This is a genomic window from Hymenobacter sp. IS2118, assembly GCF_000715495.1.
In the GTDB taxonomy this organism is placed as follows: domain Bacteria; phylum Bacteroidota; class Bacteroidia; order Cytophagales; family Hymenobacteraceae; genus Hymenobacter.
This window is the reverse complement of record NZ_JNLX01000136.1, coordinates 1-22788: the sequence shown is the minus strand read 5'-3', so window position 1 is coordinate 22788 and position 22788 is coordinate 1. Positions and strand designations below refer to the sequence as shown.

Here is a 22788-nt window from a genome sequence, read left to right as displayed (position 1 = left end):
CGCAAACCTGGCTTCCTGCAGGGCGTATGCACAAGGGCACCCAGCCCTTGGCCCCACAGCACCTCTCTATGCCTACTCCGACCTCCGAATCCGATAAAGAAGAACTTCAATACGTGCGGTATGAGCTGCTGCAGCAAATTACCGAGTGGCTCGAGACGCCCATGCTGGTGCTGGGCTTTGGGTGGCTGCTGCTGCTGGGTGTGGAGCTCATTTGGGGCCTCTCGCCGGCGTTGGAAATGCTGGGAACCACCATCTGGGTGATTTTTATCCTTGACTTTCTGGCCAAGTTCATCCTGGCCCCGCAGAAGCTGTCGTTTCTAAAGTCCAACGTCATTACCCTGATTTCGCTGGTGGTGCCGGCCCTGCGCCTGTTCCGGCTGGCGCGGGTGTTCCGGGCGGCGCGGGCGGTGCGGGGACTGCGGCTGGTGAAAGTGGTGGGCTCCCTGAACCGCGGTATGAAGGCCCTGGCCCGCAGCTTCGGGCGGCGCGGGCTGAGCTACGTACTGGGCCTCACCGGCGTGGTGCTGCTGCTGGGCGCCGCCGGCATGTTCGCCTTCGAAAAAGACGTGCCCAACGGCCTGCGCACCTACCCCGAAGCCCTGTGGTGGACCGCCATGCTGCTCACCAGCATGGGCAGCGCCTATTGGCCCGAAACCAGCGAAGGCCGGGCGTTGTGCTTCATTCTGGCGCTCTACGGCTTCGCCGTGTTTGGCTACTTCACGGCCACACTGGCATCGTTCTTCATGGGCCGCGACGCCGAAGACCCCGAAGCCGAAGTAGCCGGTGCCGCTGCCGTAGCCGCGCTGCACGAGGAAGTGCGCCAGCTGCGAGCCGATTTAAGGGCCGGGCGGGCGGCAGAGAAGCAGTGAGTATTCATGCAGAAGCAACCGTAAAAAAAGCCGGTCATGCTGAGCGCAGCCGAAGCATCTCTATCGCTGCAGTAAACTGATTACTTGCACGGTAGAGATGCTTCGGCTGCGCTCAGCATGACCGGCTTTTAAGACCGGTTTTTTAGACCAGCTTTTAGTTATTCTGATACGGCGTCACGTTCATGTTCTGGAACATGAAGGACCATTTATCGGTCTGCTCGCTGATGACCTGGGCCGTGGAGCGGCCGGCGCCGTGGCCGGCGTTGGTCTCGATGCGAATGAGCACGGGCGCGGCGCCGGTCTGCGACTCTTGCAGTTTGGAGGCGAACTTGAAGGAGTGGGCGGGCACCACCCGGTCGTCGTGGTCGGCGGTGGTGACCATGGTGGCGGGGTAGCTGGCAGGCTTCAGGGCGTGCACGGGCGAGTACTTGTAGAGGTACTCAAACATCTCCTTCGAGTCCTGGGCCGTGCCGTAGTCGTAGGCCCAGCCGGCGCCGGCCGTGAACTGGTTGTAACGCAGCATGTCCATCACCCCCACGGCCGGGAAGGCCACCTTGAACAGGTCGGGGCGCTGGGCCATCACGGCGCCCACCAGCAGGCCACCGTTGGAAGCTCCTGAAATGGCCAAGTAATCCCTGGACGTGTAGTTATTCTTAATCAGGTACTCGCCAGCGGCGATGAAGTCGTCGAACACGTTCTGCTTTTGCATTTTGGTACCAGCGGCGTGCCACTTTTCGCCATACTCGCCGCCGCCGCGCAGGTTGGCCACGGCGTAGATGCCGCCGTTTTCGAGCAGCACAATGTTGGAGGTGCTGAAGCCGGGCGTCACGCTGCTGTTAAAGCCGCCGTAGGCGTAGAGCAGCGTGGGGTTTTTGCCGTTGAGCACGGTGCCCTTTTTGTAGGTGATAATCATGGGCACGCGGGTGCCGTCCTTGGAATTGTAAAACACCTGCTTCGACTCAAACTTGCTGGGGTCGAACTGCACGCCGGCTTTCTTGAACACCGTGGACTTGCCGGTGGCGATGTCGTACTTGAAAATGGTGGGTGGGTAGATGTAGGACGTGAAGGTGTAGTAGGTTTCCTTCTCCCCCATTTTAGTGCCGAAGCCGCCGGCCGTGCCCACCGAGGGCAGCGCGATGCTGCGCTCCTTCTTGCCGCTCATATCGTACTGCTCCACCATGGAAGTAGCGTCTTTGAGGTAATTGGCGAATATTTTGCCGCCGCCGGTGCTGGCGTTCAGCACGTTTTTGGTTTCCGGAATCAGGTCTTTCCAGTTGGCGGGCTTGGGGTTGGCGGCGTCCACGGTCAGCACGCGGTTGTTGGGGGCGTTGAAATCGGTTTCGAGGTAGAGCTTGCTGCCCACGTTGGCCAGCACGCCCACGTTGCTCTTCTCATTGTCCACGACTTGCACAATGGCGCTGCCGGGCTTGCTCAAATCCTGGAGGTAGAGCTCGTTGCCGTTGGTGGTGTTGGCCGCGTTGATGACCAGGAACCGCTCGTCCTCCGTGAGGTTGGCGCCGATGTAGCGGCGGGGCGTCTGCTCGCCGCCGAACACCAGCTTATCGGTGCTCTGCTTGGTGCCCAGCTTGTGGTAAAACAGCTTGTGAATCTGGGTTTTGCCGGCCAGCTGGCTGCCGGCCGTGGGCTTGTCGTAGGAGCTGTAGTAGAAGCCGTCGTTGCCGCGCCAGGCCAGGCCCGAGAACTTCACGTCCTTCAGCGTATCGCCCATGATGCTTTTATCGGCTGCCTTCATCACAATCACCTTGCGCCAGTCGGAGCCGCCCTCCGAAATCTGGTAGGCGGCCAGGCTGCCGTCTTTGCTGAAGCTGAGGCCGGCCAGGGAAGTGGTACCGGTTGTCGAAAACGTGTTGGGGTCGAGGAATACCTCCGGAGCGCCCGTGCTGCCCAGCTGCCGGTACACCACCGACTGGCTTTGCAGGCCCGTGTTCTTGGAGAAATACGTGTACTTGCCTTCTTTGTAGGGCGCGCCATATTTCTCGTAGTTCCACAGCGTTTCGAGGCGCTTGCGGATGGCGTCGCGGTAGGGAATCTGGGCCAGGTAGCCCTGCGTCACCTTGTTTTCTTCCTGCACCCAGCTCTTGGTGTCGGCCGCCTGGTCGTTTTCGAGCCAGCGGTACGGGTCGGCCACCTTGGTGCCAAAGTAGGTGGTCACGGTGTCCACCTTTTTGGTCTGCGGGTAAGGCAGCATCTTGATGGGCGTTTGGGCAAGGGCGGGCGCGCCGAGTAGCACAGCAGCACACGAGGCATAGAAGCTTCTCATAGAATGGAGTTTGTGGAAGGTTGAGATACAGGCAATAAACTCACCAGGCGCCGCCCCGGTTTTTCAAGCCGATGTTCCGCCGCGGTTAGGAGTGGGAAGGTACAGCCGCGCCGCTTTCCAACGGTGGCGCCAATACAACAGACGTTGCGCGAGCGGCGGCGTTGCGTCGAGGCGAAAGCCGTGGCTTGCGGGCTCGTTCTCGCCCCCTTTTCGCTTGTTGCGCCCAGCCAACAGCCAGAGGCGGCCGGCTCAACATTCAGGCATGCCCAAAACTTGCTGGTGGGGCCCGTTACCTTAGCCCCGCCAAGAAGCTGGTTGAGTAAATTACAACGGGCAAGCTGAGTTTTTCGGCGCCCCCTTTTCTACCTGATTCAAACCGCATTTCTGGTCTTCCTTTGCATCTCATGCGTCCTTTTCTATTCCTGTTCGCGCTGCTTTGCCTTGCCGGCTGCGACCCGAAAACAACTTCCCGTACGGAATCAACCGCGTTAGCACCACCGCCGGCTCCTCCCCCCGCGGTGGTGGTCCCGGCGCGGCCGCGCGGCCTGGCCCTGGCCGACACAGTTGCTCCCTACACCACCCTGCCCGGCTTCGGCGACACCTTGCAGGCGCCCAGCCAGGTGCGCATCAACGGGGCGCTGTACCGGGTTGAAACCACGACGCTGACGGACAGTGCCCGCGCCCTGCGCTACACCGAGTCCCCTACGGCTTATCTGGATGGGTCGGTCGATGATTCGGCCCATACTGGTACCGCCACGGGGTTTGAAGTGCTCTACCGCTTTCGCCTGCTGCGGCCCAACGGCCAGCCGCTGTTTGTGCGGGAGCTGAAAAAATCCAGCTTCGCCGCGGCCATGGGCCAGGAGCTGGCCGTGATAGCCGAGGCGAATGCCCCCGTATTTTCCGGCTACTTGCCGGCGTTCAATGCCCTGGCCTTTGAGGTGAGCCTGTACCCGCCGGACAGCGATGCCGGCGGCGAGCTGCTGGTGTTGCTCCACGCCACCACGGGGCGCGTGCTCTATCAGGGCCTCGCCCGCTGGACCGGGGGCTGCAATTCGCCGACGGTGCTGTCCAGTGACGGCCGCACCCTGCTCACCAGCACTGAAATCCTGCAAGCCAACGGGCACGTTACAAAAATTGACAACAAAGCCAAGCGCGAGGTGGCCGGCACCTTGCTGGTGAACAACCAAACCGTGCTGGTGGCCTACATGCCGGGGTACGACAACACCGGCAACCAGTTGCCCCTGCAAGGCCCCAACGCCGAATTGATGGACCTGAACGGGCGTAAGCTGGCGGCCTTCAAACTCGAAAGCGTGGACGGCGGCCTGGGCTATCAGATGCTATCCAAGTACATAGGCCAGACCCGCAGCCACTACCTTTTTGATGAAACCAACGGCCGCCTGGGGATTTTCCCAGCCCAGAACCCGGTCTTGGCGCGCGTGCTGGCCCTGAGCCAGCAGCCTGTGTTCCGGGCGCCACAGCGCCCGGCCGAAGTCCGCATTGACTTCACTACCGAAGCCGGCACCCAGGCCACTTTCTACATTGATACGGTGAGCGGCGGCATCCGCCACCGCCTCCATAGGCCGGCGTACTAGGCTGGGGCGGGGTTCTATTGGGCTGCGCTAACGCGCCAGATTTTGTCGGCGGCATCGTCGGCTACCAGCAGGGAACCGTCGGGCAGGGTGGTTACGCCCACCGGGCGCCCGTAGGCATCTTTGGAGTCGCCGCCGGCCAGGAAACCAGTGAGGAAGTCTTCGGGCGGGCCGCTGGGCTTGCCGTTGGCGAAGGGCACGAACACAACTTTGTAGCCCGAAAAAGCCGAGCGGTTCCAGGACCCATGCTGGCCAATGAAAGCCCCGCGGTGGTACTTGGCGGGGAAGGCCGTCTTATCATAAAAAGCCAGGCCCAGCGAGGCGGTGTGCGCGCCCAGCGGCACTTCGGGCACCAGGGTTTTTTGTACCAAATCGGGCCGTTCGCCTTTGCGGCGCGGGTCCACATTCGGGCCGAAATACGCGTAGGGCCAGCCGTAGAATCCCCCTTCGCGCACGCTGGTCAGGTAGTCGGGCACGAGGTTGTCGCCCAGCTCGTCGCGCTCGTTCACGGCCGTCCAGAGGGTGGTGGTGCCGGGGGCCCAGCCCATGCCCACGGGATTGCGCAGGCCGGCGGCGTATATTTTCTCGCCCGAGCCATCGGGATTGATTTGCAGGATGTTGGCTCGGCGCACTTCGGCGGCGGCGCCATTTTCCTGCACGTTGCTGCCCGAGCCCACGCTCACGTAAATCTTCGAGCCATCGGGAGCGGCCAGCAGGTTACGAGTCCAGTGGTTGTTGTAGCCGCCGGCGGGCAGCGTCAGAATTTTCTCGCCCGGCCCCGATACCTTAGTAGCGCCCGGCTGGTAGGCAAAACGCAGGATGCCGTCGGTGTTGGCCACGTAGAAGTAGTTGCCCAGCACCAGCATGCCGAAGGGTTGCTTGAGGCCGGTGGCGAAGGTGGTGCGCACGTCCGGTTTACCGTCCTGGTTGGTATCCCGAAACAGAGTGATGCGGTTGGCGCTTTCCGAGCGCAGCGAGCGGGACTTATCCAGTTTCAGCTTGGCCACCACTTTCAGGGGCGTAGACTGGGGCACGGTGCTCGACTCGGCCACCAGTACGTCGCCGTTGGGGGCCACGTACAGCCAGCGCGGGCTTTGCAGCTGGCCGGCATATTCGGCCACCGCAAAGCCGGCTGGCGCCGTGGGCGTTTGGCCGGCGGGCCAGGGCTCAATATTCACACGCATCGACACCGACTTGGTGGTGTAGGGCGCGGGCAGCCGCAGCGAATCCACGGCGGGCGTGCTGATGGTTTGAGCCGGCGTGGTAGCGGCGGCTTCCTGCTTTTCCTGCTTGCTGGGGCCGCTGCACGCGGCCAACAGCGCCGTTGCCGCCAGTAGCATGGTGGTTTTAGGTGATTTCATAAGAGCGAATTAGCGCGGCCGAACCGATGGCCCCGCGTGAGGTAAATACCGCTTGGGTTTACTTCTTCTCCCTGATTTGGTTGTGCGTACACACCCACCAGCCCACTATTCTGCCAACAGCCCCTGCGCCCGGAGCCAATCAAAAATCAGTTGGTCCACGGCCGAGACTTCGGGCCGGTGGCGGTAAGTGAGCCACACCACTTCCTCGATTTCGGCGGCGGGCTGCAGCGTGCCGGTGTAGTGGGCGCGGTAGCAGGTCATGCGCACCAGTACGCCGGCGGGGTGGCCGTGGGCCGGCGCTTCAAACGTGCCCACGTACTCCAGGCTGGCCGGGTCGAGGGCCACGGTCAGTTCCTCGCTGATTTCGCGCAGCAGGGTTTGGTGGTCGGTTTCGCCGGCTTCGCGCTTGCCGCCGGGAATGTAATACCGGTCTTTGCCGCGACTGCGGGTGCTCAGCAGGTGGCCTTCGTGCAGGTGCAGCCAGGCAATTTTGTCAATCATTTGGAGTTTTTGAGTAAGCATTGGTGCAAATAACGGCAGGCATATGGGGCGTTGAATTTGCAGCAAATCCCAACACTCCAAAGCTCACGAAACGCATCCTTCCCGCGTGTTTCCGTGTATTTCAATGGGTGAAGTTACTCCGGGTCGAGAAGCGCTTCACCAGCTCAGTTACTGGAAATATAATCAGCTCTGTTCTGAGAACGAGGGGGGTGCGATGAGGTGCTGGGTGCCTCCTAACTTTGCGAACCAGCCCAGCTCCGGGCGCATGGTTTCGCCTTCCCACTACGATGCCTCTTATTGCCCGGGTTTTATGCTGGCTGCTGCCGGCGCTGTGTACCAGTTGCCTGCTCAACTATCACAACCGCGTTGGCTATTCTGCCCAGGTTAGCGCACCAGGGGCCACCATGCGCCCCGATTCGACTGCCGGGGGCGTGGCCGTGTCCTTGCAGCGACGGGCCACGTTTGGCTATCTGCCTTTGGTCGCGTTGTTCAAGGAAAAGGGGGATTACGCTTTTTCGGTCCAGTTCTTTGGAGCCCGTCCAGCGTACCAGGCCGGAGTTATCCGGCGTGTTTCTATTGCCACCTCGGCAGGCCTTCTCTTTGAAACCCAGGATTCCGCCTTCGTCCGGTACCAGCCACCAGCGCCGTACCCTGGGCTCGTGCGGGCGGAGCAACAGCTCCCCGGATTATTTTTTAAATCTTCTTACCTCATTCCCTTAGCCGACACCATCCAGCAGGTTTCGCTAACCCTGGACTACACGCTACTCACCAGGAACGGCACCCGTGAAGCGCACCGGCTGCAGGTGCCGTTGAAGGTGGACCGCGATAAAGGATTTTCGCTCTTCTCCATGTAGCAGGTTCGGTTCATGCGCCGTTGAGGCCCGCAGCGCGTGAGGTCCGGCCGGGGTGGGCTTACGTAGCGAAGCCCAGGTAGCCCGGCTGCTAAATCTTTTTCCCTCTTTTTCTGTCTGTACCTGTATGACGCATTTCCTGAAAAACAGCCTGACCGGCCTTTGCCTGCTGCTGCTCGCCGCCTGCACCAATCCGCCCGCCGAAGCCCAGCAAACAACCGCCCCGCCCGCCATCCGCTCCACGGCCGCACCCGCGCCTGCCAACATGCAGGGCTTGTCCACAGCCACCTTCGCCGGGGGCTGCTTCTGGTGCACCGAAGAAGTATTTGAAGAACTGAAAGGCGTGAAAGCCGTGGTATCGGGCTACAGCGGCGGGCGCGAAAACAACCCTACCTACGAGCAGGTAGGCCGGGGCGAAACCAGCCACGCTGAGGCCATTGAAGTGTATTACGACCCGAAAGAAGTAAGCTACGCCACGCTGGTGGACGTGTTTTTCCGGGCTGCCCACGACCCCACCACTCTCAACCGCCAGGGCCCCGACGCCGGGGCGCAGTACCGCTCCGTGGCTTTCTACCGCACCCCCGAAGAGAAAGCCGCCATCGACAACGCCATTGCCCGCGTTGATGCCAGCAAGCAGTACGGGAGTCCCATTGTCACCCAAGTGGTCCCGTTCCAGAAGTTCTGGCCCGCCGAGGATTATCACCAGGGCTACTTCCGCCTCCATCCCGAGTCGGGGTACGTACAGAGTGTATCGACACCCAAAGTGGAGAAGTTCCGCCACAAATTCCCCGAGCTGCTGAAAAACCCGTTGTAAGCAGCGGCCTCCCGGAAAATGGCAGTTCCCGAACCTCAGGGAGACACTCTTGATTTACTGCTGTTACGCAGAGCCGGCGCGCGTCTCCAACGCGTTGCCTATTGGCTTCGAGCCTCTGGCTCGGGTCTAGGGGACGGCTGCAACGTTAGTACACATCCGAGCCGGAGGCTCGAAACCAGTGGGCAGCGTGTCGGAGACGCGCGCCAGCCAGTTGATGCGTAACAACGGTTATTTAATGCCCTTACGCCGCCCAGGCGTCAACCTCATCCCCCGTTGTAAAAGCCCGGCCTCATCTCAAAGAGGCCGGGCTTTTTACATTACGAAACCGCTTGAGAAGCTTATTCGGGCGGGCAGGCGGCTTGGTTAGCTGCAATTCCGCACCTTGCCAACTGTTTAGTTTCCGGGCCGATGCCGCTCTCGGGGCCCTGGCTGCTGACCGCCATCGCCCTACACATTTTGCTGCGCTCCGTTGTTACGCTGTTCCCGATGCGCGTGGTGCTATCGCCTCTACTTATATTTAGCCCCGTAATACGGAATCCCCCGGTCGCCGCAATTCCCAGCTATTTTGGGGTTGGGCTCATTAACCCAGCATGCAACTCGCCAGCAACCAAGCACCTCATCACTCGAAGCCGCATGCTTCCTGGGACGATGCTGCGCTGGTGCAGGCGCTGCGGCAGAGCGATGCGCAGGCGTTTGCCGAAATCTACCAGCGGTACGGCTTCACGCTGATTGAACAGGCGTTTCGGAAGGTGAACTCGCGCGAAGCGGCCGAAGAAATCGTGCAGGACCTGTTTGTGGCGCTCTGGCTCAAGCGGGAAACCAACGAGATTCAGAAGCTGCGCGAATACCTGGGCACGGCCGTAAAGTACCGCGTCATCAACCTGATTAAAGACAAGATGACCCACGCGGGCTACGTGGCCTACTGCCACACCGTAGCCACCGAAACCGACCACCGGACCGAAGACGAAATAGCCGCCGCCGACCTGTCATCAGCCCTCAATTCGGCCCTGGCCGGTCTGCCCGAACACACGCGTGAAGTGTTCCAGCTGAGCCGGATGGAGCACCAAACCGTACCCCAGATTGCGGTGCGGCTCAAGCTCTCCCCCAAAGCCGTGGAGTACCACATCACCCGCGCCCTGAAGCTGCTGCGCGTTTCCCTCAAAAATTATCTAGTCCCGCTCCTACTTTTTATAATGCGTTAAAAACACTGAATTTCAGCTGTTTATAAGCAAAAAACTGTTTGTCGGCGGTAAGTCTGACGCGGCAAACGCAACTTTTTTTGACCACGGGTTTAGGGATGGGCCGCAGTTGATTGACTAGTAAGCAAGCCCCCCTATTGAGGCCCCGCCGATGGACCAAGCCGCTTTTCGTACGCTCCTGCAACGCTACCAGCAAGGCGCGTGCACGCCCGCTGAAATTCAGCGCATCGAAACCTGGTACCGCCAACTCGGCGCGGAGCAAAAACTCGACCTCACTGCCGAAGAAAAAACGGCTCTCATGGCAACCGTCTGGCAGCGCATCAGCCTGCAAACGGTTGCGGCGCCGCTTTCCGTGACTACTACCCCCAAGGCGGCCCGGTCGCTGAACTGGGCGTCGTGGCCCGCTCCCATGCGCTGGGCAGCGGCAGCGGCACTGGTCGGCGGAATGAGTCTGGTCGGCTTGCAGGTGGCCCACGTGCCCTTGGAGCAGGTAGTGAGCCACGCGGGCCAAATCCTGGGGGTTGCGCCGATGGCCGACCCGGCGGCCTGGCTGGTTTTCACCAACGCGTCGGCCCGCGAAACCCGGGTGTCGCTGCCCGACGGCAGCGCCGTGACTTTGGCCCCGGCCAGTACCCTCAGGTACCAGCGCCAGCTGCAGGGCAACCGGCGGGTGGCCTACCTCACGGGCGCGGCTTTTTTCAAGGTTTTTCACGACGAGCAGCATCCGTTTTCGGTGCTCACCGACAAAGTCGTGACTACCGTGCTGGGCACCAGTTTCCGGGTGGAAGCGTATGCCGGACAGGCCGAAGTGCAGGTGCAGGTGCGCACCGGGGCCGTGCGCGTGAGCCAGCGCCGGACCACGAGCACGGCCAACCCGGCCAGCATCGACGTGCTGCCCAACCAGCAGGCCGTGTACTCGGCCGCCCGGCAGCAGCTCCGCCGCGAGCTGGTGGCCCAGCCGGTGCTGCTGGCCCCACAAGCGTTTGTGTTTAAGGACCGGCCCGTAGTGGAAGTACTGGCCGCCCTGGAGAAAGCCTACGGCGTGAGCATCGAGTACGATGCTGCCTCCCTGCAAAACTGTACCCTCGATTTGAGTCTGGATAAAGAGCCGCTATTCGCCAAGCTCGACATCATTTGTGAAGCACTGGGCGCATCCTACGAAAAGGCCGACGGCCGTATTCTATTTCGAAGCCGCCCCTGCTAAGAATTGAGCCCTCGAATGAGAGTTTTGACTTATTACGTCTTATATTTTACATATAATACTGATAATCAATATTATAACTAAATGAAGTATTGCTTTCCATTTATTACGCTGGCTGAATTATCTCGCCGCGCTTAGGCTTGCTGTTCTTTTTGAATTTTTCCGCAATCGATTCCGAAACGCACTCCCACTGTCCTGGCCGAAAGAAACACGCACGCTGACGCCGGACCACTTTTTCAAAATTTCCCACCAAGCACCCCAATTTTCATGGCAACTCCTTTACACTTCCCACCACTTTTGAGGTGCTGCAAGCGCCTGGCGCTACTGCCCGTGCTGCTGTTGCATCTGTTTGCCACCATCGGCACGGCGCGCGCCTCCACGGCCCAGCCAATTCTGAAGCAGCCCATTACGCTGCGCGCCATCGACGAGCGCATGACGACGGTACTAAGCAAGATTGAGGGCCAGGCCAAGGTGCATTTCCAGTACAGCCGGCAGCTTATCGGGGCCAGCCGGCGGGTGACGGTGATTGCCAAAAGCCAGCCCCTCTCCCAGCTGCTGAATGAGCTATTGGAACCGCTGAACATCAGCTACAAACTGGTGGATGACGGCATTATCCTGCGGCCCGCGATGGCCGTGGTAGCGCCCGAAACACTGCCCGATGCGGCGCTGACCGCCCCGGCCGCCGGGCCCGTAACCGGCCGCGTAACCGACGCAAAAGGCGTGGGCCTGCCCGGCGTTACGGTACTGGTGCAGGGCGGCAGCACCGGAGTCAGCACCAACTCCGAAGGGGGTTTTGTCCTGGACGTGCCCGAAGGCAGCACACTGGTATTCAGCTTTGTGGGGTTTGTGACCCAGATGGTGTCGGTACCGGCCGGGGGCGGCGCCATTAATATCACGCTGCTGGAAGATACCCAGAAGCTGAACGAAGTAGTGGTAGTGGGCTACGGCACGCAACGGCGACAGGACCTGACCGGCGCCGTGGCCCGCGTGGAAGGCTCCGAAATTGTGAACCAGCCCGTGCAAACGCCCACCCAAGCCCTGCAGGGCCGGATTGCCGGCGTGCAGATTATCAACGACGGCACGCCCAACTCGCAGCCCCAGGTGCGGATTCGGGGCACGGGCACGCTGCTGGCCGGGGCCGAGCCCCTGTACGTGGTGGACGGCGTGCAGACCGGCGACATCCGTAACCTGAGCAATGCCGACATTGAGTCGATTGACGTACTGAAGGATGCTTCGGCGTCGGCAATCTATGGCGTGCGCGCGGCCAATGGCGTCATCATCGTGACCACCAAGAAAGGTGCGTTTGGCAAGCCCAAGCTCAGCTACAGCGGCACGGTCGGCTTTAAGCAAGCGGCTAACCTGGTGCAAATGGCCGATGCCGCGCAGTACACCAGCTACATTAAGGACACGTCGCTGGGTACGGTCATCCCGAGCTCCACGGTCTCGACCGACTTCTTCGATGAGATTCTGAAGCGCGGCACCTTCCAGAACCACAACCTGGCCGTATCGGGCGCCACCGACAACGTGCGCTACTACTTTTCGGGCAACTTTCTGCAGGACGACGGCACGGTTATCAACAACAAGTTCCAACGCCTCACGGTGCGCTCCAACACCTCGTTTAACCTTTCGGACAAGGTCACCATCAGCTCGCAGGCGTCGTTCAGCCACGCCGATACGCGCGATGTGAACATCGGCACGGCGTATAACAACGCCTACCGGGCAGCCCCGATTTTTCCGGCCAAACAGGGCGAATTGTACGGCAACACGGCCTCGTTTGGCAATGTGGGCAACCCCGTGCTCGACATTGAGAAGAACGATAACAAGTCGCTGGAAAACCGCTTGCAGGGCAACATCGGCCTCGACGTGCGCCCCGTGGAAGGGCTCACGCTGCGCACGGCCATCAACGTGGACCTGAATTCGGACAACCGCCGCGTATACAACTACCAGTACTTCAACAACGGCAGCACGTTTCTCACGGCCGGCGGCAACCAGCAGAACCTGCGCAGCAGCCTGGGCGTGACGCAGGTAAACGCCTACCGCTACCTCTGGGAAAACACGGCCACTTACCAGCGCAACTTCGGCGCAAAGCACAACCTGACCCTGCTGGCCGGCACCGTGACCGAAGAAGGCCTGCGGGTGGGCCAGACGGCTGGCGTGAGGGACGTGCCCGCTGACCCCAGCCAGTGGTACCTGGGCACCGGTGACCCCAACTCGGCTGTAAACGGCTCCTTCGCCTTCAAGGACCGCCGTTTGTCGGCGCTGGGCCGCATCAACTACGCCTACGACAACCGCTATCTGTTCACCACCAACCTGCGCTACGACGGCACGTCGAAGTTTAACCGCGACCGGCGCTGGGGCTTTTTCCCGTCGCTGGGCCTGGGCTGGGTGCTGTCGGAAGAAAGCTTTTTGCGCGACAACAACGCGTTGAGCTTCCTGAAGCTGCGGGCCAGCTACGGCCAGCTCGGCAACGACCAGATTCCGCCCGACACCTACATTCAGACCATTGCCGGCAACATTCCCTACGTCTTCAACGGCGCGCCGGTGCTAGGCTCGGTCATCGACCAGATTAAGGACCGGGAAGTGCGCTGGGAAACCACCACGGAATACGACGCGGCCCTGGAATTCGGCTTTCTCGACAACCGCCTTACCGGCGAGGTAACCTACTACGACAAGCGCACCAGCAACGCCCTGATTCCGGTGAACATCCCCACCATTTTTGGCGACGGCCAGTACATCACCAACGCCGCCGACATCACCAACCGCGGCGTGGAAGTGGCCCTGAACTGGCGCGCCGCCATCGGCAGCAGCACCGACTGGAAGTACAACCTGGGCGCCAACGTTACTTTCAACAAAAACCGCATTGCTAACCTCAACGGCGGGCAGGCCCTGTTCGACGGCTACCGCGGCAACACGAAATCGGACAACGGTGTGGCTGCCGGCAGCTTTTTTCTGCTCGATGCCATTGGCGTGTACCAGAGCGCCGACGACATTGCCCGAGGCCCGCAATCGACCTTTAACCCGCAGGTGGGCGACCTGAAATATGCCGACACCAACGGCGACGGCACGGTGGACCTCAAGGACCGCAGCTACTTCGGCTCGTACCAGCCGCCGGTTTATTTCGGTATCAACGGCGGGCTGAGCTTCCGCAACGTGGACTTCTCCTTCGTGTTTTCGGGCAACCTCAACAACAAGGTGTACAACGCCAAGAAGCAGGACCGGTTCAGCAACCTCAACAACATCGAGGCCAGCTTCGCCGAAAACCGCTTCACCCCGACCCGGCCCTCGAACACCGACCCGGCCACGCTGCGGGAGAACATGCCGAACTCGACGTATTTCCTCGAATCGGGCTCGTACCTGCGCCTGACCAACGTGGTGCTGGGCTACACCCTGCCGGGCACCGTGCTGGAGCGGGCACACCTGGCATCGGTCCGCGTGTTCGCAGCCGCCCAAAACGTGTTCACGGTCACCAACTACACGGGTTTTACGCCGGAGCTGGCCGGGGGGCCGCTCAACTCGGGCATCGAGCTGAACACCTACCCCACCAGCCGCACCGTGACGCTGGGGCTGAACGTCAACTTCAAATAGCGCGGTGGGCGGCTGGTGAATAGCCGGTGCCCGACTCCGTTTTCCCACTATAAAATTTCTTATCCCGATGAAATCTAATTCCCACATTTTTTCCCGGCGTGCCGGCACGGCCGCGCTGGCGCTGTCCCTGGCAATGGTCAGCGGTTGCAAAGACTTTCTCGACGTGCCGCCCCAGGGCCAGCTCGGCACCGAGATGATTGACCCCGCCACCGCCCAGAAACTGGTCGATGGCGTGTACAACTCCATGTACCTGGGCGGTTTCGGGGCCGATACCCACGGCCTGCAGTTCGTTATTCTCACCGACATTGCCTCCGACGATGCCGACAAGGGCAGCTCGCCCAACGACTACCAGGATGCCCGCGACGTGGACAACCTCGTGATGGGGGCGACCAACGGCAACGTCAACAACGTCTGGAACGGGTATTACCAAGGCATTTCCCGCGCCAACCAGGCCCTGGAGAAGGTGACTGTTACTTCCGGCTCGGAGGCGGTACGCAACCGTTTGCTGGGCGAAGTCCGGTTCCTGCGGGGGTATTTCTACTTCAATCTGGTGCGGTTGTTTGGGGGCGTGCCCAAGCTCGACCGGGTGCCGGCCACGGCCGAAATCAACAACCCGGCCCTGCAGCAGCGGGCTTCGGTGAGCGACATCTACGCCCTCATCATCAGCGACCTGCAATTCGCGGTGGATAACCTGCCCACCAAGGGCGCCACCGAAACCGGCCGCGCCACCAAAGCCGCCGCTCAGGGCATGCTGGCCAAGGTGTACCTCTACCAGAAAAACTACCAGAAAGCCTTCGAGCTGACCAATGAAATCGTAACGGGAAAATCGGGCTTTTATTCGCTCTATCCCAGGTACGAGGACATTTGGCGCACGGTGGGGGCCAACAGCTCGGAGTCGTTGTTTGAGATTCAGGCCGGCATCAATGCCGCGTGCGACAACTCCGCCATCAACCTCTACACCGTGAGCCAGGGGCCGCGGCAGGGCGGCCGGGGCGGCTGGACCGACCTGGGCTTTGGCTTCAATAGCCCCACCACCGACCTGGTGAATGCCTACGAGGCCGGCGACGTGCGCAAGGCTGGCAGCATTATTTTCATTCAGCCCACCGCGCCGGCCGGGCAGCGCTCCACCGGTACCGTGCTCTGGGACGGGTTCCGGATTCCGAGCAAGGATTCGGTGGAGAATTTCCGCTACAACTACAAGGCTTACCACAGCCGCACCCGCGAGCCCAACTGCGGCAACAACGACTACCTGCCCAAAAATGTGCGGGTGCTGCGCTACGCCGAGGTGCTGCTGATTCGGGCCGAAGCCGCCGCGCAGCTGGGCCAGGGCGGCACCGCCCAAGCCGACCTGGACGCCGTGCGCGCCCGCGCTGGCCTGGCCTCCCGGCCCGCCACGGTGGATAACATCTGGCGAGAGCGCCGCGTGGAGCTGGCCCTGGAGCACGACCGGTTTTTCGACCTCGTGCGCCAGGAAAGCGTGACGCCGGGCCGCATCGTGCCCATTTTCATGGCCCAGGGCAAAACGTTCGTCAAGGGCAAAAACGAGGTATTCCCGATTCCACAGCCCCAGATTGACCTGAGCGGCGGGCAGCTGACGCAGAACCCAGGGTACTAGGTGGTCTGTCAACTTAATTTAGCCAGTTTCCACACGCCGCCCCTGCACCCCATCCCCTAGCCCCTTCCCCTCCGGGGGAAGGGGAACTAGTTCTAATCCTAAGAATCTAGAAATTATTAGGTTATGGCTAAAAACTAGTCCCCCTTCCCCCGGAGGGGAAGGGGCTAGGGGATGGGGTATACGGCAGGGCAGAGTACAACCGAAATTAAGTTGACACACCACTAAGAGCCTATCCAAATAGGCAAAAAAAAGAACCGTCATGCCGAGCGCAGCCGAGGCATCTCGCCCGCTTCGTCAGGGCATTTAGGGATTACTGCTCCACGCGAGATGCCTCGGCTGCGCTCGGCATGACAGCCTATTTGGATAGGCTCTAAGTGCGGGCAACGGTGCGCCTTTCAACACATAACTACTTCCAGAAAACGACCATGAAATTCTTAGTCATCCTAATCCTGCTACTATCCGGCTGCACCAAGACCAAGGTAAACCCTTCGACGCCCCCCACGGACCCTACTACTGGTGGCACCCGGCCCCGCATCACCGACGAGCAGCTGCTGGATTCGGTGCAGCTAAAGACTTTCCGCTACTTCTGGGATTTTGGCCACCCCGTTTCGGGCCTGGCGCGCGAGCGCAACGACCCAAACTCGCGGGACGTGGTAACGACCGGCGGCACGGGTTTCGGCATCATGGCCATCATCGTGGCCGCCGACCGCAAGTGGATAACCCGCGAGGAAGCCGCCACGCGCATCTCCAAAATGGTGAGCTTCCTGGAAAAGGCCGACCGTTTCCACGGCGTATTTCCGCACTGGCTGAACGGAGCCACCGGCAAGGTCATTCCGTTCAGCACGTTCGACGATGGGGGCGACCTCGTGGAAACCTCCTTTTTGATGGAAGGGCTGATTTGCGCCCGCCAGTACTTCACCGAAAACACGCCCCTGGAAACCAACCTGCGCACCAACATACAGACCATGTGGGAAGCCGTGGAGTGGAACTGGCACACGCAGGGCGGCCAAAACGTGCTCTACTGGCACTGGAGCCCCAACAGCGCCTGGAGAATGAACCACAAGCTCAACGGCTGGAACGAGGCCCTGGTGACCTACGTGCTGGCCGCGGCCTCGCCCAAATACGCCATCGGGAAGGCCGTGTACGACCAGGGCTGGGCTACCGGAACGGATTTCAAAAACGGCCGCTCCTACTATGGCATTCCGCTACCGCTGGGCCCCGATGCGGGCGGGCCGTTGTTCTTCTCGCACTATTCCTTTCTGGGCCTGAACCCCCACGAGCTCAAGGACCAGTACGGCGACTATTGGACCCAGAACAGGAACCACACGCTCATCAACTACCAGTACTGCTTGGCCAACCCCAAGGGCTTCCGGGGCTACGGCCCCAACTGCTGGGGCCTCACCGCCTCCGACAACTTCCAGGGCTACGCTGCCCACAGCCCTACCAACGATTTGGGCGTGATTTCGCCCACTGCCGCGCTCTCGGCCTTCCCCTATACGCCCGAGCAGTCGATGGACGCCCTCAAGTACTTCTACTACAACCTCGGCGATAAAATCTGGGGCCAGTACGGCTTCGTCGATGCCTTTAGCCTGGACCGCAACTGGCAGGCCACGTCCTACCTGGCCATCGACCAGGGCCCCATCGTGGGCATGATTGAGAACCACCGCAGCGGCCTGCTATGGCGGCTGTTTATGAGCTCGCCCGAGGCCAAGAGCGGGTTGAGCAAGCTGGGTTTTTAGCAGGCGCCGGAAAAACGCCGTATTTATCCTGCTAACAACTCACTTTACACCGCTCTTTCGCATGAAACGCTTCCCCCTGCTCCTCCTCGCGCTCGCCCTCACTTCTGCCGCCCAGGCCCAGAAGAAGCCCGCCCCTGCCGCCTCCGGTTCCACCTCCCCTGCTGGCCAGAAGATGAAGCAGTACATCGACGGGCTGATGGCAAAAATGACCACGGCGGAGAAAATCGGCCAGCTGAACCTGCTGGCGGTGGGCTTCGACGTGACCGGGCCGGTGGTAAGCAAGGACGTGGACGCCAACATTCGCAAGGGCAACGTGGGGGGCGTGTTCAATACCTACACGCCAACGGCGGTGCGCAAGCTCCAGGAAATGGCCATTAAGGAATCGCGGCTACATATTCCGCTGCTGTTTGGCTACGATGTCATTCACGGACACCGCACTATTTTCCCAATTCCACTGGGGCTGGCGGCGAGCTGGGATTTGCCGGCCATTGAGCAGAGCGCCCGCATTGCCGCCGAGGAAGCTTCGGCCGACGGGCTGCATTGGGTGTTTTCGCCGATGGTGGACATTGCCCGCGATGCCCGTTGGGGCCGCATTTCGGAAGGTGCCGGCGAAGACCCCTACCTGGGCTCGCGCGTGGCCGAGGCCATGGTGCGCGGCTACCAGGGGCCGGGCAACGACCTCACCCGGCCCGGCACCGTGCTGGCCTGCCTCAAGCACTTTGCCCTGTACGGAGCCGCCGAGGCCGGCCGCGAATACAATACCACCGACATGAGCCGCCAGCGCATGTACAACGAGTACCTGCCGCCCTACCAGGCGGCCGTGGATGCCGGCGTGGGCTCGGTCATGTCCTCCTTCAACGACATCAACGGCGTGCCCGCCACCGCTAACAAGTGGCTGATGACGGACCTGCTGCGCAAGCAGTGGGGCTTTCAGGGCTTCGTGGTCACGGACTACACCGCCATCAACGAGCTGGTGGAACACGGCCTGGGTACCGATGAGCAGGTGGCCGCCCTGGCCCTGAATGCGGGCATCGACCAGGACATGGTGGGCGAGGAATTTCTGAAATACACGGCCAAAAACATCACCTCCGGGGCCGTGAAGATGGCCCAGCTCGACGCCGCCTGCCGCCGCATTTTGGAGGCCAAGTACAAGCTCGGCCTCTTCACGGACCCCTACCGCCAGGTGACCGCCGAGCGCGCCGCCAGCACCCTGATGAAACCCGAGTACCTGGCCGCCGCCCGCGACATTGCCCGGCGCAGTATGGTGCTGCTCAAAAACGAACGCAGTGCTTTGCCCCTGAAAAAAACCGGCAGCATCGCCCTCATCGGCCCGCTGGCCAACCGGCAGCGCGACGTGATTGGCTCCTGGAGCGGGGCCGGCGACTGGAAGCAGGCCGTGTCGGTGGAACAGGGCCTGCGGGCTGCCGCGCCCGGCCTCAAAATCACTTACGCCCAGGGCGCCAACATTGCCGACGACCAGCAGATGCTCGACCGCCTGCAAGCCCACGGCGGCGACCTCGAAATCGACAAGCGCAGCCCGGAGGAGATGATACGCGAAGCCGTGCAGGTGGCCCAGGCCGCCGACGTGGTGGTGGCCGTGGTGGGCGAAAGCCAGGGCATGAGCGGCGAGGCCGCCGCCCGCGCCGACATTGGCTTGCCCGGCCAGCAGCTGGCCCTGCTCAAGGCCCTCAAAGCCACCGGCAAACCGCTGGTGCTGGTGCTCATGAACGGCCGGCCGCTGGCCCTGCCCTGGGAAAACCAAAACGCTGATGCCATCCTCGAAACGTGGTTTGCGGGCACTCAGGCGGGCCACGCCATCGCCGACGTGCTGTTTGGCGACTACAACCCGAGCGGGAAAATAACGGCCACTTTCCCGGTGGCCGTGGGTCAGACGCCCATCTACTACAACCACAAAAACACCGGCCGGCCCTACGCCGGCGTGAAGCTCGACAAGTACAAATCGCGCTACCTCGACGTACCCAACGAGCCGCTTTACCCCTTCGGGTTTGGCCTGAGCTACACCACGTTCACCTACGGCCAGCCCACGGTGAGCAAAGCCACCATCGGCCCCGCCGAAACCCTGACCGTGACCGTGACCGTGCAGAACACCGGCAGCGTGGACGGCGAAGAAGTAGCCCAGCTCTACCTGCGCGATATGGTGGGCTCCGTTTCCCGCCCGGTTTCGGAGCTGAAAGGCTTCCAGAAGGTGCTCCTGAAAAAGGGCGAGCGTAAAACCCTCACGTTCCGCCTCCCCCCCGACGCCCTCAAATTCTACAACAACGACCTGAAGTTTACCGCTGAGCCCGGCGACTTCCAGGTAATGGTGGGCGGCAACTCACGCGACGTGCAGAAGACCACTTTCCGACTGACCAATTAATCACTCTTGCAAAAGTGACACACAGTAAAAAAGTTGTCATGCTCATCTGGCGTCCGCTTGTCGAAGCATCTCTACTGCCTCATCAATACCGTTCAACGAAGCGGTAGAGGTGCTTCAACAAGCGGATGCCAGATGAGCATGACAAACCAAATGAAATACGGTTAATTCTGCGCGGCCAATTGAAAAATAAGCCAATGGCTTTTAGCAAATAATCACCGCCCTTTTTTATTCATATTTAACTCATTGGCTATAAACCACTGTGCAAGAAGCTGTGAATTATTAATTATTTAACTTGCTGATTGTTAATATTTTAACAAATATTATTAATTAATATCTCAGCTAAAACACTCTTCCTAATACCCGCATTTTCATATTCCTCACATTTCACACATTCACCACATTTTTCATTTTTTCATCCATCAAACCATCTCTTCATCATGAAAAATTTTACAAACTACAGCCAGCAGCTTCGCGCTGGCAAACGTCTGCTGGTGTTGCTGCCGGTGCTCCTGGCGGCGGGCCAGTCGGTTCAGGCCCAGCAGTACTACGGGGTATACACCGAACGGGCGGGGCTGACCAACAAGCTGGTGTACGGCCCCACCGTGAATCTCTATCGGTGGAACAATTTAGCCGACATCACGCCGGCTCCCGCGCCTTTTGAGGGGCAGGAAATATTGGCCGTACGGGCCGGCAACGGGGCCGACTGGTTCGGCATGGGCGTCGACAACCCACCCCTGGACATGAGCGGCTACGCGGCGGGCGCACTCAAATTCCAGTACAAAACCACCTACGCCGGGCAGGTGAAAGTGGGTATCAAAAGCGGGTCGAGCGAAAGCTGGATTGACTTTCCGGTCGGTTCGGTGCAGTACGGAATGGTGCGCGACGGCAGCTGGCACCAGGTTTCGATTCCGCTCAGTGCCTTCCAGCAGCAGCTGCCCGCCCTCAACCTGAGCGCGCTCACCAGCCTGTTCATGTTTGCCGGCGAGCCAGCGGGCGGGGCCAACGATTTCCTTTTCGACGACATCTTTTTCACCAGCAGCGCGGTAGTTACGGCTACCATCAACCGGGGGCTGGCCGCCACCTGCACGCTGGCACCAAACCCCAGCCAGGGCCGGGCCCAGCTGGCCTTCACCCCGGCCCAAACTACTCCCTACGCAGCGGCACTCTACGACCTGAAAGGCGCGCTGATTGCAACCATCGGCGCCGGTACTGCTACCGGCAAGCAGCTCACCTCCCTGCCCGTAGCTACCGATGGCCTGGCCACCGGCGTGTACCTCGTGAAACTGACTACCGGCCAAACGGTGCTTACCAAGCGCCTGGTCGTGAACCGCTAGCCGGAACAGATTGGCGGCGGCAAGACGCCACAACTGCCCATCCGGCCACTTTTGGTTTGCCCTTACCCGCAGTACGAAGAAGTCCTGACCACTGCGTTGGGGCTTCTTCCCTGCCCTTGCCTGGAAATGATTTCGCCCCGGCCCTGTCTGGTGGGAACTGCAAAGGCCGGGGCCGAAAACCACAAAAAAGGGATTGACTTGTGGTGCGGCTACCTGGCAAAGGCGCGGGTAAGGACAAGCCATTGGGGTGGCAGGGTTTCACGGAAATTATCGGTGAATTACTGCCGATGCCGGACAAAAAATAAGGTAGTGACTCAAGCCTATCCCAATAGGCTTTTAAGCGAACACCCGTTTCTTTTTAACTGATGTTACGCAGCCATTTTGGTTAACGCGTAGTGCATGGCTTTGAGTCCGCGCAAATAAAGTTGGGCTTTGAGGCGAAAATGACCAATGCCTAATTGTCGGGTTATCTTCTCTAACTTGATGTAGGCCAGGATGGAAGAAAAGAAATGATTGGCCTGCGTATCGATGGTTTTCGTAGGCGACTTGCCCATCGACGTGTTTTGCTTGAGCGATTTGTGGTACTCCTCGATTTTCCACCTTTTCTGGTAGATTACCGTCACTTGTTCCCCGGTCAAATTCGTATCGCTGCTCACCAGATATAACACGCCCTGCGAACCGTCCTTATTTGTAAAGACTTGCCGGACCACGAGCACCGCCTCCACGACGCTCCGTAGCCAGACGCGCAAGGGCTGCCCATCCGGGAAAGCCAGCGTATCAAGGGCCTGGAATTCCCCATTGCCGCGCCCCACTTCGCTCAGGGCCACGGTGCGCGAGGTGGGCAGGGCAAAAATAAAGTCGTGGCCCAACGCGCGCACCTGGTTCATGTTCTCAGCCGAGGCATACCAGCTGTCGGCCAGCAGGTAGCCGTAGGCCACTTGCTCTTGGGCCACGCGCAACATGGCGCGGAGCATCTCGTTTTTCGTCAGCGGGCTTTTCTGACTCACTTTCTGGGTTTTAGGGTCGGTTACGGCCTGCGTTTTCTCCACCAGCTCCACGGCAATCGGCACGGCGAGCGAACCGGCCACATAGAGCAGGCTCACGAAATTGAGCCCCTTCACGTACCGCCCCAGGCTATGGTCGTAATGGGTACAGAGCAGGGCATTGGCATCGGTGTGGGCCTTCTCCAAAATAGAATCATCGACGATAAGAACAGCAAAATCGGCTGCTTCCAACGTCCGCTCGGTTTGCCGAATCAGCGGTTTGGCATGGCCCCAGACCTGGCGTGAATCCAAGTGTACGCTGCTGAGCCAGCGCGTCACCTGGTCGTGACTAAGCTGCCCATCGAACAGGCGTGAGAGGCCCGTAGCCGAAGTTTGGCCCGTCGAGCTGATGAGATAATCCGTGTACAAATCCAGGGTGCAGGCCATCGAAAACGGTAGTTAGAACGGAAAAATACTGCGTAACATCAG

At 60.6% G+C, this 22788-nt stretch carries 15 protein-coding genes; 11 read left to right on the top strand and 4 right to left on the bottom strand.

All coding sequences use genetic code 11. From position 1 onward, the window contains the following. The first annotated feature begins 68 nt into the window (after window positions 1-68). A complete protein-coding gene (locus GM79_RS12895) occupies window positions 69-869 on the top strand; it encodes an ion transporter (RefSeq protein ID WP_035564518.1) in 801 nt (266 codons plus the stop codon). Between the two features lie 154 nt (window positions 870-1023). On the opposite strand, the gene GM79_RS12890 is transcribed toward GM79_RS12895, so the two are convergent. Beyond that, the gene (locus tag GM79_RS12890; protein ID WP_081867741.1) at window positions 1024-3150 is read right to left on the bottom strand and encodes a prolyl oligopeptidase family serine peptidase; all 2127 of its coding nucleotides are present in this window, start codon (window positions 3148-3150) and stop codon (window positions 1024-1026) included. A gap of 404 nt (window positions 3151-3554) precedes the next feature. Here GM79_RS12890 and GM79_RS12885 point away from each other — a divergent pair, with 404 nt between their 5' ends. Then, the gene (locus GM79_RS12885) at window positions 3555-4742 is read left to right on the top strand and encodes a hypothetical protein (RefSeq protein ID WP_152559982.1); all 1188 of its coding nucleotides are present in this window, start codon (window positions 3555-3557) and stop codon (window positions 4740-4742) included. A gap of 14 nt (window positions 4743-4756) precedes the next feature. On the opposite strand, the gene GM79_RS12880 is transcribed toward GM79_RS12885, so the two are convergent. Together GM79_RS12880 and GM79_RS12875 are read right to left on the bottom strand one after the other, a co-directional pair. Then, window positions 4757-6100, bottom strand: a complete 1344-nt coding sequence (locus tag GM79_RS12880) for a PQQ-dependent sugar dehydrogenase (protein WP_035564489.1) — start codon at window positions 6098-6100, stop codon at window positions 4757-4759. Between the two features lie 105 nt (window positions 6101-6205). Next, window positions 6206-6601: an NUDIX hydrolase gene (locus GM79_RS12875; RefSeq protein ID WP_035564487.1), complete on the bottom strand. Its 396-nt coding sequence runs from the start codon at window positions 6599-6601 to the stop codon at window positions 6206-6208. 287 nt (window positions 6602-6888) lie between these two features. Here GM79_RS12875 and GM79_RS12870 point away from each other — a divergent pair, with 287 nt between their 5' ends. The 9 genes from GM79_RS12870 (at window position 6889) to GM79_RS12830 (ending at window position 21316) form a co-directional block, all read left to right on the top strand. Next, a complete protein-coding gene (locus GM79_RS12870; RefSeq protein ID WP_035564485.1) occupies window positions 6889-7455 on the top strand; it encodes a hypothetical protein in 567 nt (188 codons plus the stop codon). A 124-nt stretch (window positions 7456-7579) separates the two neighbouring features. Then, window positions 7580-8266, top strand: coding sequence for a peptide-methionine (S)-S-oxide reductase MsrA (gene msrA / locus GM79_RS12865; RefSeq protein WP_035564483.1), 687 nt, complete (start codon window positions 7580-7582; stop codon window positions 8264-8266). A 590-nt stretch (window positions 8267-8856) separates the two neighbouring features. Next, entirely contained in the window at window positions 8857-9468 is a 612-nt protein-coding gene (locus GM79_RS12860; RefSeq protein ID WP_051718853.1) for an RNA polymerase sigma-70 factor, read from the top strand. A 148-nt stretch (window positions 9469-9616) separates the two neighbouring features. After that, a complete protein-coding gene (locus tag GM79_RS12855; protein ID WP_051718852.1) occupies window positions 9617-10669 on the top strand; it encodes a FecR family protein in 1053 nt (350 codons plus the stop codon). 294 nt (window positions 10670-10963) lie between these two features. Further along, window positions 10964-14251 carry a SusC/RagA family TonB-linked outer membrane protein gene (locus tag GM79_RS12850; protein WP_051718851.1) on the top strand — a complete coding sequence of 1096 codons (3288 nt, stop codon included), beginning with the start codon at window positions 10964-10966 and terminating at the stop codon, window positions 14249-14251. A 67-nt stretch (window positions 14252-14318) separates the two neighbouring features. Beyond that, entirely contained in the window at window positions 14319-15866 is a 1548-nt protein-coding gene (locus GM79_RS12845; protein ID WP_081867739.1) for a RagB/SusD family nutrient uptake outer membrane protein, read from the top strand. A 425-nt stretch (window positions 15867-16291) separates the two neighbouring features. Further along, window positions 16292-17605 (top strand): glucoamylase family protein, encoded by a 1314-nt coding sequence (locus GM79_RS12840; RefSeq protein WP_035564481.1) that lies wholly within the window; start codon window positions 16292-16294, stop codon window positions 17603-17605. Window positions 17606-17666: 61 nt separating this feature from the next. Further along, window positions 17667-19982: a beta-glucosidase BglX gene (bglX, locus tag GM79_RS12835; RefSeq protein WP_035564479.1), complete on the top strand. Its 2316-nt coding sequence runs from the start codon at window positions 17667-17669 to the stop codon at window positions 19980-19982. A gap of 437 nt (window positions 19983-20419) precedes the next feature. Further along, on the top strand, window positions 20420-21316 hold the full coding sequence (locus tag GM79_RS12830) for a T9SS type A sorting domain-containing protein (protein ID WP_035564477.1): 897 nt from the start codon (window positions 20420-20422) through the stop codon (window positions 21314-21316). A 368-nt stretch (window positions 21317-21684) separates the two neighbouring features. Here the strand turns inward: GM79_RS12830 and GM79_RS12825 are convergent, their stop codons facing one another. Next, window positions 21685-22746, bottom strand: coding sequence for a transposase (locus tag GM79_RS12825; protein ID WP_035562095.1), 1062 nt, complete (start codon window positions 22744-22746; stop codon window positions 21685-21687). Window positions 22747-22788: the final 42 nt, after the last annotated feature.

Coding starts and splice junctions, on each gene's coding strand:
- GM79_RS12895 (WP_035564518.1), top strand. CDS start 69: ATGCCTACTCCGACCTCCGAATCCGATAAAGAAGAACTTCAATACGTG.
- GM79_RS12890 (WP_081867741.1), bottom strand. CDS start 3,150: ATGAGAAGCTTCTATGCCTCGTGTGCTGCTGTGCTACTCGGCGCGCCC.
- GM79_RS12885 (WP_152559982.1), top strand. CDS start 3,555: ATGCGTCCTTTTCTATTCCTGTTCGCGCTGCTTTGCCTTGCCGGCTGC.
- GM79_RS12880 (WP_035564489.1), bottom strand. CDS start 6,100: ATGAAATCACCTAAAACCACCATGCTACTGGCGGCAACGGCGCTGTTG.
- GM79_RS12875 (WP_035564487.1), bottom strand. CDS start 6,601: ATGATTGACAAAATTGCCTGGCTGCACCTGCACGAAGGCCACCTGCTG.
- GM79_RS12870 (WP_035564485.1), top strand. CDS start 6,889: ATGCCTCTTATTGCCCGGGTTTTATGCTGGCTGCTGCCGGCGCTGTGT.
- msrA (WP_035564483.1), top strand. CDS start 7,580: ATGACGCATTTCCTGAAAAACAGCCTGACCGGCCTTTGCCTGCTGCTG.
- GM79_RS12860 (WP_051718853.1), top strand. CDS start 8,857: ATGCAACTCGCCAGCAACCAAGCACCTCATCACTCGAAGCCGCATGCT.
- GM79_RS12855 (WP_051718852.1), top strand. CDS start 9,617: ATGGACCAAGCCGCTTTTCGTACGCTCCTGCAACGCTACCAGCAAGGC.
- GM79_RS12845 (WP_081867739.1), top strand. CDS start 14,319: ATGAAATCTAATTCCCACATTTTTTCCCGGCGTGCCGGCACGGCCGCG.
- GM79_RS12840 (WP_035564481.1), top strand. CDS start 16,292: ATGAAATTCTTAGTCATCCTAATCCTGCTACTATCCGGCTGCACCAAG.
- bglX (WP_035564479.1), top strand. CDS start 17,667: ATGAAACGCTTCCCCCTGCTCCTCCTCGCGCTCGCCCTCACTTCTGCC.
- GM79_RS12830 (WP_035564477.1), top strand. CDS start 20,420: ATGAAAAATTTTACAAACTACAGCCAGCAGCTTCGCGCTGGCAAACGT.
- GM79_RS12825 (WP_035562095.1), bottom strand. CDS start 22,746: ATGGCCTGCACCCTGGATTTGTACACGGATTATCTCATCAGCTCGACG.